The following is a 14808-nucleotide window of genomic DNA, read 5'->3' as shown; positions in this document are numbered from 1 at the left end:
TTCAATATTTTAATAAGGTCTTGAAACTTATTTTCAATATGTAGAATTCAAGCATAAATTAATTATTTATAAGTTGCCTAAAAATATTGAAATGATCGTGCGATTGACTAAATACACGCTCATTCTAAATATTCCACATTGTGCATATTTTTTGCTAAGCATTTTGATTGCAAAGTCTGCTTTGATAGGAAGCGCGTTGTTATGGATAAATTCTAAAATCATAGCTCAAATGAGGGTGTAAGTTTAGATATTTCTCTTAAAATAAAGAATACTATAATTTCATTCGTTTCAAGGTTTTTGATCGGCTGTTTTTATTGATATCTTGGACAAAACAAAACAATATCGATTCTTCAGGCAAAGACAATGAGTCGAATTGTTTTATGTGAGATAATTAATTCTTAATTAAAAATTTTATTTTCATCATTGACTCCAAAATTTTTATTTTGAAAAAATGCGAAAGATTTTATAAATTGTGAATAATTTTTAAAAAATATAGAATTTAATGTGTTGCTAAAAATTGACAAGGCAAAATTACAATGTTAAACTTTAATTTTCAAAAGGTGATTTATGCGCTCCATACAAATACAACCGAATGATTTTCCTATGCTTGAAAAAATGGCCAATACGCTCCGATTTCTTTGTGCAGATATGGTTCAAAGTGCCAATAGTGGGCATCCAGGTGCCCCTATGGGGTTGGCTGATATTGCTGTTATACTGGGGTTTTATTTGCATATTAATCCTGCAAATCCTAAATGGCTCAATCGGGATCGTTTGGTATTTAGTGGTGGGCATGCGAGTGCCTTAGTTTATGCTTTGCTACATTTATGGGGTTTTGATGTGAGTTTAGATGATTTGAAAAACTTCAGAAAATTGGGTTCAAAAACCCCCGGTCATCCTGAATTTGGACATACAGATGGCGTAGAGATTACAACTGGTCCATTGGGTCAAGGCTTGGGGAATGCGGTGGGATTTGCGATGGCAGCTAAATATGCTCAAAATATTTTGAGTACAGAGGTTATTGATCATAAAGTCTATTGTCTATGTGGGGATGGAGATTTGCAGGAAGGGATTAGCTATGAAAGCGCTTCTTTAGCCGGACATCATAGTTTGAATAATTTGATCGTGATTTATGATAGCAATGCCATTACTATTGAAGGGGATACGTCTTTATCGATGAGTGAAGACATCACTTCAAGGTTTGAAGCGCAACATTGGCGTGTTTTGAAATGTGATGGGCACGATTTTATATCTATAAACAATGCTCTTTCTGAAGCAAATATTTCATCTATGCCCACTCTTATCATCGCTAAAACAACCATAGGTAAGCGTGCAATCGGGCTTGAGGGAAGCCATAAAAGCCACGGAGCACCCTTGGGTGCAAGTATTATTGCAGACTCTAAAAAGGCGCTGGGCTTCGATGAAAATCAAAGCTTTTTTATCCCTGAAGATGTTGCTTTGAGATTCAAAAACATCAAAGAAAGTGGCGAGCTTTTTGAGAAGCTTTGGCAGGATAAGCTCGATCAAAGACCTGAAATTAAAGGAAAGATTTTTAATATGCAAAACCCTAATTTTAACAGCATTTCTTATCCTGTTTTTAAAGAGGGGGAAATGATGGCTACTCGGGTAAGTAATGGGAAGATTTTAAATGCCATTTCTAAGAGCTTTGCTGAATTTATCGGTGGGAGTGCAGATTTAGCCCCTTCAAACAATACACATTTAGAAGGCGAAGGTGATTTTCCTAACGGGAAAAATTTGCATTTTGGAATCAGAGAGCATTCTATGGGGGCCATTAGCAACGGAATTGCCAACTATGGTTTATTTTTGCCGTTTTGTGCCACTTTTTTTGTTTTCAGCGATTATATGAGCGGGAGCATTCGGGTAAGTGCGATTATGAAAGCAAAAGTATTTTATATTTTTACTCACGACAGCATAGGTGTAGGAGAAGATGGAGCTACTCATCAGCCCATTGAACAGCTGAGTCACTTTAGAGCGATGCCAAATCTTTGTGTGTTCAGACCTGCAGATGCCAATGAAAATATTGCTTGCTGGAAAGTGGCCTTAAATATCCAATCTCCATCTATGTTTGTGTTATCGCGTCAAAATCTTCCCATTTTAAAATCCGCTTGTGTCGAAGATGTCAATAAAGGAGGCTATTTGCTCAAAGATACTAAAGCGGGCTTAAAAACTGAAATTACGCTTGTTGCAAGTGGAAGTGAAGTAACTTTGGCATTGCAGAGCGCCCAAATTCTAGAACTTGAGGGAATTGGCACAAAAGTTATTAGCGTGCCGTGTTTTGATTTGCTCATCAGACAGGAGTCGGCGTATTTAAAATCTTTGTTTAAAGATGGCAAAGTGCTTGCTATAGAAGCTGCAAGGGGGATTGAATGGTATCGATTTGCCGATGATGTAGTTTGTATGGAGGATTTTGGAAGTTCAGGAAATGGATCTGTGCTTTTTAAATATTATGGTTTTGAACCTGAAAATATTGTCAAAAGAGCCAAAATTTTGATTGAAGCTTGAGTTTTAAAGATTTTCAGGAGATAGAAATGCAAAATGATGTTTTAAATTTTTTTACCCAAAAGACACCTTTATATGTGTTTGCAACTAGGCGAAAAATCAATGCGTTTTATTTGGCTCGCGGGGATGGATTTTTGCCTTATGCAATGAGTGCAAGTGAATTTTTTAAAAGTGTTGTTTTTGTGCAAGGGTTAAAAGAAATTCCAAAAAATATTCGCAAAGTTTTTTTACTATGCATTATTTCTGAAATGCTCCATTCTGGACAGGATTTTGAGCGTAAGCTTGTATTTGAAAAAAGTTTTTTAGGATATTTGGAAAGTAGTTCGTTTTTATTTAATTTTTTTGATGAGTTGCGTAAGTTTTTGGTAGATTTTAAAGAGATTCCCTTGAAAGATACTTATGGGGATTATGAAGAACATTTGGAAATTCTTTTTGAGATTTATCGAAAATATCAAGAAAAACTTACTGCATTTGGATTTTTTGATATTCCGTTTGAACAGGATTATGAGATTTTAGAAGATTTTTTTGATAAATTTTCTTGCATAGAGTTTTATTTGGACGGATTTTTGAGTACTCAAGAGCGAAATATTTTGCATAAAATCGCTAAATTACTGCCTGTATTTGTGCATATTGAATGCGATATGTATAATAAAGAACATTTTGATTTTTTGAAAGTTTCTTTGGAAGAAGGTTTTGATTATAAAATCGATTGGAAAACCTCTGAAATCCTCTCGCAAGTCCCTTTGAATACTGTTTTGAATGTTGAGATTTTTGGTTTTAGTTCTAGAATTAATCAGTGTGCTTTGGTTTTTGAACGCGTTAATGAATGGTTAGAAGAGGGAATTGATCCTCAAAAAATCGCAATTATCACGCCTGATGAAGCTTTTTCAAAATACCTCAAGCTTTTAGACAAATACCATAATCTTAACTTTGCAATGGGGAAAGAGATTCAAAACCTTGCTTATGTTCAAAACCTTAAGGAGAAGCTTAAGTTTTGCAAAGAAAATCATTTTAGCAGTGATTTGCACCCTTTGGAATGGCTACGTCAAGAAAGTGAAATATTGCTTAAAAATGCTTCCGAACGAGAGATTTTAGAAAGATTTCGTTCTGAAATTTTGATGTCTTATGAAAAAATTACTCAAAGTCTTGATAAATTTTTACCTGAAGAGATTTTGGAATTGTATCTTTTGGACTTGAGTGATTTTAGAATTGATGATGTAAATGGAGGAAAGGTTAGAGTAATGGGGGTTTTGGAGTCAAGGGGACTAAGCTTTGAGAGGGTAGTTATTGTGGATTTTAATGATGATTTCGTTCCTAGTCTCAAAGATAGTGATATGTTTTTAAACACCAAAATCAGAAAATCTCTTCAAATCCCTACATTAAAGGATAGGCAGGATTTGCAAAAGCATTATTATCTGCAGATTTTAAACAATACACAAAAGGTAGATATTGCTTTTGTAGATACAGAGAACCTCTCTTATTCCAAAATGATTGATGAGTTAGATTTAGCGGGGAAGATTTGCAATGGCGATGAAAAATACAGGATTTTTCCATTTAATCAAGAAAAAATCCATAAACAAGAGAAATTTGTAGATTGTCTCCCGCAAGACTTTAAATTTTCTGCTACAAAAATCAATACATTTTTATCCTGTAAGCGGAAATTTTATTACGCCTATTTAAAAAAGCTTCAATCACCTGAGAATACAAACGCGAATATCGGAGAGATAATCCATAATTTACTCAAACAAAGCTATACAAAATTTGAGGGTAAAATTCCTCAAATAGAGCTCATCAAACAAGAAGTTACAGATCAAATAGAATGTATGGCAGGCATTTCTGCGATGGATCGAATAAAATTGCAACTTGCTATTAAAGAGCTTGATGCATTTTGGAAAAACGAAATCGAGCGTGTAGAAACCGGCATTGCAGTTTTGGGTTGTGAGAAAGATTTTGAAACTAAGATAGGGAAGTTTGTTTTCAGTGGTCGTATTGATAGAATCGATACTTTTTCAAATAAGATTTTTTTGATTGATTATAAATTTAAATCTGAACTTAAAGTTGATACGGAAGAAGACCTAGAAGAAAGTTGTGATTTTCAACTGCCTGTTTATTTATATGGGGCAAAAGCGTTAGGATATGATGGAGAGATTGAGGGGTATTTTTACGATCTTAAAAAGGGTGAGTTTAGAAAAGAGGAAGTATTGGAGCAGAAAGCGAAGATTTTGGAAAGAAAATTAAAAATTTTTGATGATGAAATTGATTTTGAAATGACCCAAGAAAAAAAGAATTGCAAATATTGTTGTTTTGTAGATATTTGCGGGATTGATATTTAGTCTTTAATCGCAGCGATTTGTTCTTTGGTTACGATGCTAAATTTTGTGTCGTGATTGTATTTTGAATTTCTTGCTTCTTCGATAAGCTGTTTGGTATCAATATCTATATAAGGATCAATGTAACCGAGTTCAAATTTTTGACGATTGATGTTGGAATAGAACTCTCCATCTTTTTTAACAATGACAACACTGTAATTTTTTGAGATTGACATAATTTGAATTTTTAGGGACATTTCAAGTTTTTGATTAGTCGTGAAGATCAGAAATTTTTTTTCATGGGACTGCTTGTATTTAAAATAATAGTTATAGACCACTCTTTCATTCTCACTCAGTTTATTTTTGTCAAGTCGGCGTAAATATTGCCCCAAAAAAGTCATCGTGCAGTAAGAATCGTTAATATCGTGTTTAAAAAACATATTTTTTATAGCTGTGGAACTCATCCCGAGTTTCCAGATTTTGTCATCAAGACTTGTAGCACAAATATCCATAGCTTCTTTTGTCTTATTTACAAGAATTTCATAAAACTTTTTGAAAACAACTTCAAATATCTTGAGATGTTGGTTTTTGAATCCATCTGTAAGTGCAGTGAGATTTTCAAGGGTTTTATTTAGAATTTTAATTTCTTCTTCTGATTTTGCAATGATGAATCTGATATTTTCAAGTTTTATATTTAAAGATTTTTCATCATTTTTTTTATTTTCGAGTTTAGCTTTGATTTGTTTGATTTCATAAATACTATTTTTTATTTTATTGTTGAGTTGGAGGATTTTTTCTTTAGTACCAAGAATGGCCTTGATGGTACCCCGATAGTTATATTGGCTTTCTAAAAAACAATCTTCATAGATTTTTTCAATATTGAGATTGATATTTTTTGTGAAATTTTTATAGGAATATTCAAGCTGATTGAGTCTTTGCAGATCATTTGCAAAAGTGTCCATTGTGATATTTCTATCGGTAAAAACCAAATAATCCATAGCTTTAAGTAAAAAGCGTTTAGTGAGTAAATAATTAATTTTTGAAGTTCCGCTAGAGTCGTTTTCATCCAAAATGAACTTAATTGCATTAAATTCTTGGGCAAAGTATTCTTTTAAGCAATCCTGAATTGAGGAAGTGGTTTCAATTGTTTTTAGAGCAAAGTAATTGGTTTCTTTGAATATTTTTTGAACCATTTGGTTTCGAGTATCCTGCTCTTTTTGCTTGAGTTCTTCATCGGTATTGGTTTTCCAAAAATCATTTTCTTTAATAATGCCATTGAGTGGAAATTCTTGATAGTAAGAAGCTTTTGCATCGGTGATGGAATATCCGTTTGTATCGCATCTGAATTCTACAAACATCCCTACAACAGGTAAAAATCTTGTATCGTGCCAACTTTCTTTGCGGAGTTCAAAAATTTTTTTTGATGCGTTGGTTACGACCCCAGAACCCGTAGAAATCGAATACCTTAGAATTTTTCCATGCATTTTAAAATCCTATACTATGCTATAATTTGAATTAAAATCTATATAAGGACAAGCTATTAAAAAATTATACCTATTTGTAATTTTTTCTGCAATACTCATCTTTTTATCTATCGCTACAATATTCGGAGATAGTGGTCTTGTAGGTAATTTTGGAGTTATTTTTGCAAATGCAAATATAGAATTTTTTGGCTATACAGCTTATTTTTACTTATTGTTCTTGATTTATCCTGCTTATCTTTTGTACAAAAATATTGATTTTGATCAGAGACGGATTGAGTTGATTTTGGCAGGTGTTTTGGGATTTGTAACTCTATTGATTTTACAGGCTGTAATTTTGAAAAAAGGAGTAATTGGGAAAGCGATTTTAGATTTTTTGTATCCTTTTATCGGTCTTTTTGGAATTTGTGTGTTAATTTTTATTATGTTTTTTTTGTCTTATATGATTTTTTTTCCAAAAAACTTTATTTATTTATTGGGTAATTTTAAAAAATATCGTGTGAAATTGTTTTCTTATGTTAAAAATTTATTCAAAGATTCTTCATCTTTCTCAAATATAAAAAGATTTTTTCTGAAAGATCAGATTACAGAACCTTTCAAGCCGATTATTCGGGAAGATTTGCCAAAGAATCCTGAAAACAAAGATACACAAATCATTTTTAATGAAAATAAGATCAAAATTAGCTATAACGTAGTATCTGATAAAGACAATGAGGAAAAGAAATATGCAAGTATGGTGAGGCTTGTGGGAGAAAATGAAAAAGGAGAGGTTAGGGAAGTCAATGTGGAAAGGGTTTTGAATCGTAATAAGAAATTTTTTGAGGAGTTGCGTGCCAACCATTTTAATGATTCGACTTCGAATTTAAAGCCTGAAGCTATTCTAGACAACATTTCCAAAGACTTCGTTTTGCAATCTGATGAAAATCAGATTCTTTCTCATCTAAAAAAACCCCTAAAAGAAAATATATCTGATATAAAAACAAGTATTGATGAAAAAGAATCTGAAACTATTCTCCTAGAATCAATGCTTGATAATATGCAACAAGATGATAATTTTTCTGATCAAAAAGAACAAGAAGAAAATTTAAATTTTTCTACAGAGAATGAGAAATTGGAGATTCTGGTTTCTGAAAAAACATTCCAGTCAGTTTTGCCCAAACAAAAACCTTTAATCGTAAAAGAATTGGCAGAGAATAAGCAACTTCTTGAAGAGCTTGATTTTGGAGAGGTGGAAAAACCAAAAGATTACCGACTTCCAAGCACACAATTACTTCAAATGCCCAAAGCCCAATCTTTGCATATAGATGAGAATGAGATCGATAAGAAAATTCAAGATCTTCTCTCTAAGCTAAAAATGTTTAAAATAGATGGAGACATTGCCAGAACTTATTCAGGACCGATTGTAACGACTTTTGAATTTCGTCCTGCACCCAATGTAAAAGTAAGTAGAATTTTGACTTTGGGAGATGATTTGGCTATGGCATTGTGCGCCCAATCGATTCGCATTCAAGCCCCCATACCAGGAAAAGATGTGGTGGGCATTGAAATTCCCAATGCCAAAACAGAGACAATTTATCTTCGCGAAATTTTAGAAAGCGATCTGTTTAAAAATTCCACTTCCCCATTAACTTTGGCACTTGGAAAAGATATTGTTGGGAATTCTTTTATTACCGATCTTAAAAAATTACCTCATCTATTAATTGCAGGAACGACAGGAAGTGGGAAAAGTGTGGGTGTGAATGCGATGATTTTGTCTTTGCTTTTTAGGAATTCTCCAGATAACCTTAAGCTTATTATGATTGATCCTAAGATGGTGGAATTTAGTATGTATGCAGATATTCCTCATCTTCTCACTCCTATCATTACCAGTCCAAAAAAGGCAATTTCAGCCTTAGCGAGTGCGGTTAAAGAAATGGAGAGGCGTTATAAGATTATGAGTGAATGCAAAACGAAAAATATCGATAAATACAATCCAAAAGCTAAGCTTGAGGGGCTTGAAGTTTTTCCATTTTTAGTGATTATTATTGATGAGTTAGCTGATTTAATGATGACAGGAGGAAAAGAAGCTGAATTTCCTATAGCCAGAATTGCCCAAATGGGAAGGGCAGCAGGTTTGCATTTGATTGTAGCTACACAACGTCCAAGCGTAGATGTTGTGACTGGTTTGATTAAAACCAATCTTCCCTCAAGAATTAGTTTTAAAGTTGGTTCTAAGATAGACTCAAGGGTTGTTTTGGATGTCGAAGGTGCGCAAAGTTTGCTTGGAAGAGGGGATATGCTTTTTACTCCTCCAGGAATAGGAGGGGTGGTAAGATTACACGCTCCGTGGGCTTCTGAGGAAGAGATAGAGGAAATTGTAGAATTTATTAAATCCCAAAGAGAAGTTGTATATGACAAGGATTTTTTGCTTGATGAAGCTGAAGTTCCTCTGCCTGCTTCACCTTCTGAGGGCGGAGAAATTATCGATGAAGCAAAACGCATTATTTTGCAAGATAAAAAAACCTCTATCAGTTATTTGCAAAGAAGGCTTGGGGTTGGTTATAACAAAGCTGCTTCAATTATTGAAGAATTGCAAAATCAAGGCTTTCTTTCTGAACCCAATACAAAAGGAGTAAGGGAAATCATAGGCAGATAAAACTTTATTTATTTTATATATTTTTAATGTATATTTTAAATATTTCTATACAATAAAATTTTAAGATTAAGGATAACTATGTGGATTACACGACAGATAAGCCCAAATTTTCGTCAAGAATATACCATTGACACTAAAATACTTGATGCTAGAAGTTCTGAACATATACTAGAAATTTTTAAAAGTATTGATTTTGATCAAATAGCTATTATTGATGAATATTACATTATGTTAAGAAAATATCTTTATATTGAGAGCGAACTTTATGCTCATTTGCCGGCGTGTTCTCATCCCAATCCAAAAAATGCGCTAATATTGGGGGGATTTAACTTAGAAATTGCTTTTGAACTTTTAAAACATCAGGAATTGTATGTTGATTTTGTTCAAAGTGATGAAAAGATTTTAGATTCCTTGATTAGTTTTTTACCGAATTTTTCTTCATTGGGTGTAAATCCCCGATTTAAAAGATTCTCAAGGGCAATTGATCTAGATGTGAAAAAATATGATTTGGTTATTTGTTTGCATCAGCCTGATAAACATGAAATTGATGGGATACAAAGAATACTTTCTAAAGAGGGAATATTGATTTTTTTTACCAAGCATCCTTTGCTTGAGTTTGATGGATTTAAAGAAAGTATTTTAGAGGCAGGGCAGTTTTTTGATATTGTAATGCCATTTTTTGCTCCTTTGTCTGTTCTAACGGATAGAGGCTTTGTTTTTGCTTCAAAAAAATATCATCCTTTGGCAGATATGTTGTTGCAAAAAGTTGATATGCTTGAAAATCTTAAATATTATAATGCCGATATCCATCAAAGTGCTTTTGCTTTGTCCAATACTTTGATGCATAAACTCAAAGGCATTTTGAAAAATTGATATGGGCTTAAAATATGCTATCGCACTCACAGGTGGAATAGGATCGGGTAAAAGCACGGTTGCAAGCCTTTTTTCTCTATATGGCTATAGTGTCGTTGATACTGATAAAATAGCACATCAGATATTGGAAGAGAATCAGGAAGCCATTCAAAATATTTTTTCTAAAAAGATTTTGAATGAATATGGCAAGATAGATAGAAAGAAATTAGGAAAAATAATTTTTTCCGATCAAAAAGCTCGCAAACTTCTAGAAGATTTATTGCATCCCCAAATTCGTGAGAAAGTGCTTAAATATGCAAAAGAGCTTGAAACTCATCATAAATTATATTTTTTGGATATCCCTTTATTTTTTGAGGTAGGAGGTAGGAAAACTTATGAAGTCAATAAGGTATTGCTTGTTTATGCTCCTTTGGAGATACAAATCACAAGGGTTATGGATCGAGATTTTTTAAGCAGAGAAGAAGCTCTTAAAAGAATTCAAGCCCAAATAGATATTGAGCATAAAAAGCTTCAAAGCGATGATGTGATTGACAATACCAAAGATTTAAAAGCATTGCAAAAAGAAGTTGAAAATTTTCTCCATCGTCTCTCTTAGCATTTTTTTATAAGCAATAAAGTTTTATAATTTCCTAAAAAAGAATCGATTCCATTTTGTTGAAGGATAATTAATGATAACCCTGAAAAAAGCTCTTTCGCTTCCTCAAGAAGAACTCAAAGAAATTAAATCTCAAATTAGAGAAGAAGTAAAGAAAAATATAGAACTCAATGCTTACATCGATCAACCTCTAGAGAGCATTGAAAATGGTGTTCCGATTTTGATTAAAGACAATATAAATGTTAAAGATTGGGAGATTACTTGTGCAAGTAAAATTTTAAAGGGATATATCTCTCCTTATAATGCCAGCGTGATAGAAAAATTACATCAAAATGGAATGTGTGGATTTGGACGTGCAAATATGGATGAATTTGCTATGGGGAGTACGACTGAATCAAGTTGCTATGGGAGGACGAAAAATCCACGCGATATTTCAAGAGTTCCAGGCGGAAGTTCTGGTGGGAGTGCAGCAGCAGTTGCTGGAGGTCTAGCTATAGCTGCATTGGGGAGTGATACTGGTGGATCTATCAGACAACCTGCAGGATTTTGCGGTTGTGTAGGGCTCAAGCCGACTTATGGCAGAGTAAGCAGGTATGGGCTTGTTGCTTATAGTTCTAGTCTTGATCAGATTGGTCCAATCACACAAAATGTAGAAGATTGTGCAATATTATTTGATGCGATCAGTGGTTGTGACAAAAAGGACTCTACAAGTGCTCAAATACCTCCTGCTCAGACATTTTCAAAGTTGGATGGGGATAGACGATTTAAGATAGCAATTTTAGAGGACTATCTTAAAGATGCAGATCCTGAGATCCAAAAGGCATATCAGGGAATCATTAAAACGATGGAATCTATGGGCCATCAGATTGTTCCTAAAACGATGTTAGACACTCATTATCATATTTCTGCTTATTATGTTATTTGCACTGCTGAAGCGAGTTCGAATCTTGCAAGATTTGATGGCGTAAGATATGGTAATCGCGCAAAAATGCCAGAGAATTTAAAAGATTTATACATCAAAACAAGGAGCGAAGGTTTTGGAGAAGAGGTAAAAAGACGCATTATGCTGGGAAATTTTGTTTTAAGTAGTGGCTATTATGACGCTTATTATCTAAAAGCTCAAAAGATAAGACAATTGATCAAAAAACAATACGAAGAAGTGTTTCGCGATACAGATATGATTCTCTCTCCTGTTGCTCCAAGTATTGCTCCGAAATTTGGAAGTATGAATTCTCCATTGGAAATGTATTTAAGTGATATTTATACTATCGGGGTCAATCTTGCAGGATTGCCTTCAATTTCTTTGCCTGTGGCAAAATCAAAAGAAGGTTTGCCCATAGCAATGCAATTAATCGGGGAAAGTTTTGATGAGCAGAGTATTTTGGACGCTGCTTATGGGTTGGAGCAGATTTTGGAAATAAAATTTGATTAGGAGAGAAGAATGAAATTAATACAAAAAGCTTTGACATTTGAAGACATTTTGTTGGTTCCGGGGTATTCAGAAGTATTGCCAAAGGAAGTTTCAACGGTTTCTAAACTCACTAAAAATATAGGATTAAATATTCCTTTTGTCAGTGCGGCTATGGATACAGTAACCGAATACAGGACAGCAATAGCAATGGCTCGATTGGGGGGAATCGGAATTATCCATAAAAATATGGATATTGCCTCTCAGGTTGCAGAAATTAAAAAAGTTAAAAAAAGTGAGAGTGGGGTCATCACTGATCCCATTTATATTCAAGCAAATCGTAGTTTGGCAGATGCGAAAGTAATTACTGATAATTACAAAATTTCAGGTGTGCCGGTTGTAGATGAGAATGGATTGCTAATAGGTATTTTGACAAATAGGGATGTGCGTTTTGAAACAGATTTGAGCAAGAAAGTCGGCGATGTAATGACAAAGGCTCCTTTAATAACAGCTTCAGTTGGGATTAGTCTCGAAGAAGCTCGCGAAATTATGCACAGACACAGAATCGAAAAACTTCCGATTGTGAATGATAAAAATATTTTAAAAGGTCTGATTACCATTAAAGATATTCAAAAACGCATTGAGTATCCTAATGCCAATAAAGATGAATTTGGAAGACTTAGAGTTGGTGCAGCTATTGGAGTAGGGCAACTTGATAGGGCAGAAGCTTTGATTCAAGCAGGTGTAGATGTGCTTGTTCTTGATAGTGCACATGGGCATTCTATTAATGTAATCCGAACTTTGGAAAATGTCAAGAATAAGTTTTCAGTTGATATCATTGTAGGTAATGTAGTAACGCCAAAAGCCACTCAAGATCTTATCAGCGCAGGAGCAGATGGAGTTAAAGTCGGAATTGGTCCAGGAAGTATTTGTACGACAAGAATTGTTGCAGGAGTTGGAATGCCTCAAGTGTCGGCTATTGATGGTTGTTCCAATGTTGCGATCAAGCACGGTGTTCCAATTATTGCTGATGGAGGTATAAAATATTCTGGAGATGTTGCTAAAGCCCTTGCAGTAGGGGCATCTTCGGTAATGGTTGGGAGTTTGTTGGCGGGGACAGAAGAGTCTCCGGGGGATTTGATGATTTATCAAGGAAGACAGTATAAAAGTTATCGTGGTATGGGAAGCATTGGAGCGATGACAAAGGGAAGTTCGGATAGATATTTTCAAGAAGGAACAGCTCAAGAAAAACTTGTTCCAGAGGGGATTGAAGGGAGAGTACCTTATCGCGGTAAAATTTCAGATGTGATCCATCAACTTGTTGGGGGCCTGCGTTCTTCAATGGGGTATTTAGGCAGTAAAAATATTCCGCATTTATGGGAAAATGCCGAGTTTATCGAGATTACTTCTGCAGGTCTTAGGGAATCTCACGTTCACGATGTTGATATTACTAAAGAAGCCCCAAATTATCACGGATAAAATGCAGATTTTAAAAAGTCGCGATGGTAGCTCGACCATTTTTAATCAAGAATATGGAGAGTGTTATCATAGTCTGAAAGATGGAGCTTATACTGAAACCCTACATAAACATATTTTACCTCCTATTTTATTTGCAAAATCGCTTCAAAAACCATCGTTAAAGATTTTAGATATTTGTTTTGGACTAGGTTATAATTCATTTGCCACTATGATGCAGTATTTAAAAATGGGCTATAAAGGAAAGATTGAAATTTTCTCTCCCGAGAAAGACAGGGGAGTATTTGAAAAAATTTTGGCTTTGCAGTATCCTGAAGAACTATCTAAAATTAATATTCCAAAAATCATTGAAACTTTGCAATTAAAAAATAAAATTTTGATTACCCCTGACATAAGTTTAGAACTATTTTTTGGAGATGCCCATTATTATTTGAGTCAATTTAGCAATGGAGATATTGATATTGTCTATCAAGATGCGTTTAGTCCTAAGGTCAATTTCGATCTGTGGAGTTTGGAGTATTTTTTAGAACTTTTTAGAGTTACTCATATTGATTGCATTATCACCACTTATTGTGTTAATCGCGAAATTCTTTTGAATGCCAAGAATGCGGGTTTTTTTGTTTATAAATACAATAGCAGCCACACTAGAAAAAGTGCTTTTTTTGTTAAGGAAAAGATTTTGGAGAGCGAAAAGCTTATATTATGGGAATAGGGTGAGATAGTATTTTATTTTGGTTTAGCGTTTTTATCTAAAATCGATTTGATTTCTTGGATATTGTTTGGATCGGTTGAGAAAAAGATCTCAACTCGGTTGTTTTTTAGTTTGTTCTCAACAGAATTGTTGGGTGCTAAAGGTTTGTATTTTCCATATGAAGAATAAGATAATTGTTCAGGAGAAACCCCATCTTGAATCAATGCTTTCATAACGCTTAAAGCTCTGCTAGCAGCAAGATCGTAATGATTTTTAAAAGCTGAATCTTTTGGTAAAGGAGAATTATCTGTATATCCTCTGATGTCTATATTGACTTGGGGAGGAAATTTTTTAATGATTTGAGCAACACGTTTGATATACATCATCATATCGCTGTTAGAAATATCTGCACTTCCTTGTTTAAAAATGAGATTAGCAGGTAATTTTAATACCACGCCTTGTTCAATCTGCTCTAAAATACCACCTTCTTCAATCATATTTTTAAGTTCGGTAATATTTTCGATGGCTACAGAGGAAGAAGACTGTTGGGATTGATAAATTCTGCTTCCTTCTGTTTCTTCAGATTCCTCACCGGGATTAGGAGGGATAGGGATTACAGGCTGCAATGTTTCAGGCTTGGAAGTGGAGTTGAAAATTTTGATAAATTCAGTTTTTAAAGCTTCAACTTTAGCTTTGTTGGTTGCAGAAATTGCATAAAGAGCAATAAAAAGAGCTAAAAGCAAAGAAAGAAAGTCAGCATAGGGAACTGCCCATTTTTCTCCGGCTGGGCATTCGACTTTTTTATTTTTTTTTGACATTTATT

The 14808-nt window shown here is 34.0% G+C and carries 10 protein-coding genes; 8 read left to right on the top strand and 2 right to left on the bottom strand.

Annotated features, from left to right (window positions below; genetic code table 11):
- The first annotated feature begins 567 nt into the window (after nucleotides 1–567).
- Nucleotides 568–2520 carry a transketolase gene (tkt, locus tag BKH41_RS01105; protein ID WP_095296577.1) on the top strand — a complete coding sequence of 651 codons (1953 nt, stop codon included), beginning with the start codon at nucleotides 568–570 and terminating at the stop codon, nucleotides 2518–2520.
- A 26-nt stretch (nucleotides 2521–2546) separates the two neighbouring features.
- Nucleotides 2547–4850 (top strand): PD-(D/E)XK nuclease family protein, encoded by a 2304-nt coding sequence (locus BKH41_RS01100; protein ID WP_095296576.1) that lies wholly within the window; start codon nucleotides 2547–2549, stop codon nucleotides 4848–4850.
- Here BKH41_RS01100 and BKH41_RS01095 read toward each other — a convergent pair.
- The gene (locus tag BKH41_RS01095; RefSeq protein ID WP_095296575.1) at nucleotides 4847–6310 is read right to left on the bottom strand and encodes a hypothetical protein; all 1464 of its coding nucleotides are present in this window, start codon (nucleotides 6308–6310) and stop codon (nucleotides 4847–4849) included. The two genes, BKH41_RS01100 and BKH41_RS01095, sit on opposite strands and share 4 nt — an antisense overlap.
- A 55-nt stretch (nucleotides 6311–6365) precedes the next feature.
- Between BKH41_RS01095 and BKH41_RS01090 the strand changes: the two genes are divergently transcribed.
- The 6 genes from BKH41_RS01090 (at nucleotide 6366) to BKH41_RS01065 (ending at nucleotide 14006) form a co-directional block, all read left to right on the top strand.
- Nucleotides 6366–8942, top strand: coding sequence for a DNA translocase FtsK (locus BKH41_RS01090; protein WP_095296574.1), 2577 nt, complete (start codon nucleotides 6366–6368; stop codon nucleotides 8940–8942).
- Nucleotides 8943–9020: 78 nt separating this feature from the next.
- On the top strand, nucleotides 9021–9815 hold the full coding sequence (locus tag BKH41_RS01085) for a spermidine synthase (RefSeq protein WP_095296573.1): 795 nt from the start codon (nucleotides 9021–9023) through the stop codon (nucleotides 9813–9815).
- Nucleotide 9816: 1 nt separating this feature from the next.
- Nucleotides 9817–10410 carry a dephospho-CoA kinase gene (coaE, locus tag BKH41_RS01080; RefSeq protein ID WP_095296572.1) on the top strand — a complete coding sequence of 198 codons (594 nt, stop codon included), beginning with the start codon at nucleotides 9817–9819 and terminating at the stop codon, nucleotides 10408–10410.
- 73 nt (nucleotides 10411–10483) lie between these two features.
- Nucleotides 10484–11842, top strand: coding sequence for an Asp-tRNA(Asn)/Glu-tRNA(Gln) amidotransferase subunit GatA (gatA, locus tag BKH41_RS01075; protein ID WP_095296571.1), 1359 nt, complete (start codon nucleotides 10484–10486; stop codon nucleotides 11840–11842).
- A 9-nt stretch (nucleotides 11843–11851) separates the two neighbouring features.
- Nucleotides 11852–13297, top strand: coding sequence for an IMP dehydrogenase (gene guaB / locus BKH41_RS01070; protein ID WP_095296570.1), 1446 nt, complete (start codon nucleotides 11852–11854; stop codon nucleotides 13295–13297).
- A 1-nt stretch (nucleotide 13298) separates the two neighbouring features.
- The gene (locus BKH41_RS01065) at nucleotides 13299–14006 is read left to right on the top strand and encodes an MnmC family methyltransferase (protein WP_180762685.1); all 708 of its coding nucleotides are present in this window, start codon (nucleotides 13299–13301) and stop codon (nucleotides 14004–14006) included.
- 14 nt (nucleotides 14007–14020) lie between these two features.
- Here the strand turns inward: BKH41_RS01065 and motB are convergent, their stop codons facing one another.
- Nucleotides 14021–14803 (bottom strand): flagellar motor protein MotB, encoded by a 783-nt coding sequence (motB, locus tag BKH41_RS01060; protein WP_095296568.1) that lies wholly within the window; start codon nucleotides 14801–14803, stop codon nucleotides 14021–14023.
- Nucleotides 14804–14808: the final 5 nt, after the last annotated feature.

This window comes from Helicobacter sp. 12S02232-10 (genome assembly GCF_002272895.1).
Taxonomy (GTDB): domain Bacteria; phylum Campylobacterota; class Campylobacteria; order Campylobacterales; family Helicobacteraceae; genus Helicobacter_J.
Note: the sequence above shows the minus strand (reverse complement) of the source record. Positions and strands in the feature narration are given on the sequence as shown.

What these genes read in the sequence shown, in the direction of transcription:
- tkt (WP_095296577.1), top strand. Translation starts at nt 568, where the DNA reads ATGCGCTCCATACAAATACAACCGAATGATTTTCCTATGCTTGAAAAA.
- BKH41_RS01100 (WP_095296576.1), top strand. Translation starts at nt 2,547, where the DNA reads ATGCAAAATGATGTTTTAAATTTTTTTACCCAAAAGACACCTTTATAT.
- BKH41_RS01095 (WP_095296575.1), bottom strand. Translation starts at nt 6,310, where the DNA reads ATGCATGGAAAAATTCTAAGGTATTCGATTTCTACGGGTTCTGGGGTC.
- BKH41_RS01085 (WP_095296573.1), top strand. Translation starts at nt 9,021, where the DNA reads ATGTGGATTACACGACAGATAAGCCCAAATTTTCGTCAAGAATATACC.
- coaE (WP_095296572.1), top strand. Translation starts at nt 9,817, where the DNA reads ATGGGCTTAAAATATGCTATCGCACTCACAGGTGGAATAGGATCGGGT.
- gatA (WP_095296571.1), top strand. Translation starts at nt 10,484, where the DNA reads ATGATAACCCTGAAAAAAGCTCTTTCGCTTCCTCAAGAAGAACTCAAA.
- guaB (WP_095296570.1), top strand. Translation starts at nt 11,852, where the DNA reads ATGAAATTAATACAAAAAGCTTTGACATTTGAAGACATTTTGTTGGTT.
- BKH41_RS01065 (WP_180762685.1), top strand. Translation starts at nt 13,299, where the DNA reads ATGCAGATTTTAAAAAGTCGCGATGGTAGCTCGACCATTTTTAATCAA.
- motB (WP_095296568.1), bottom strand. Translation starts at nt 14,803, where the DNA reads ATGTCAAAAAAAAATAAAAAAGTCGAATGCCCAGCCGGAGAAAAATGG.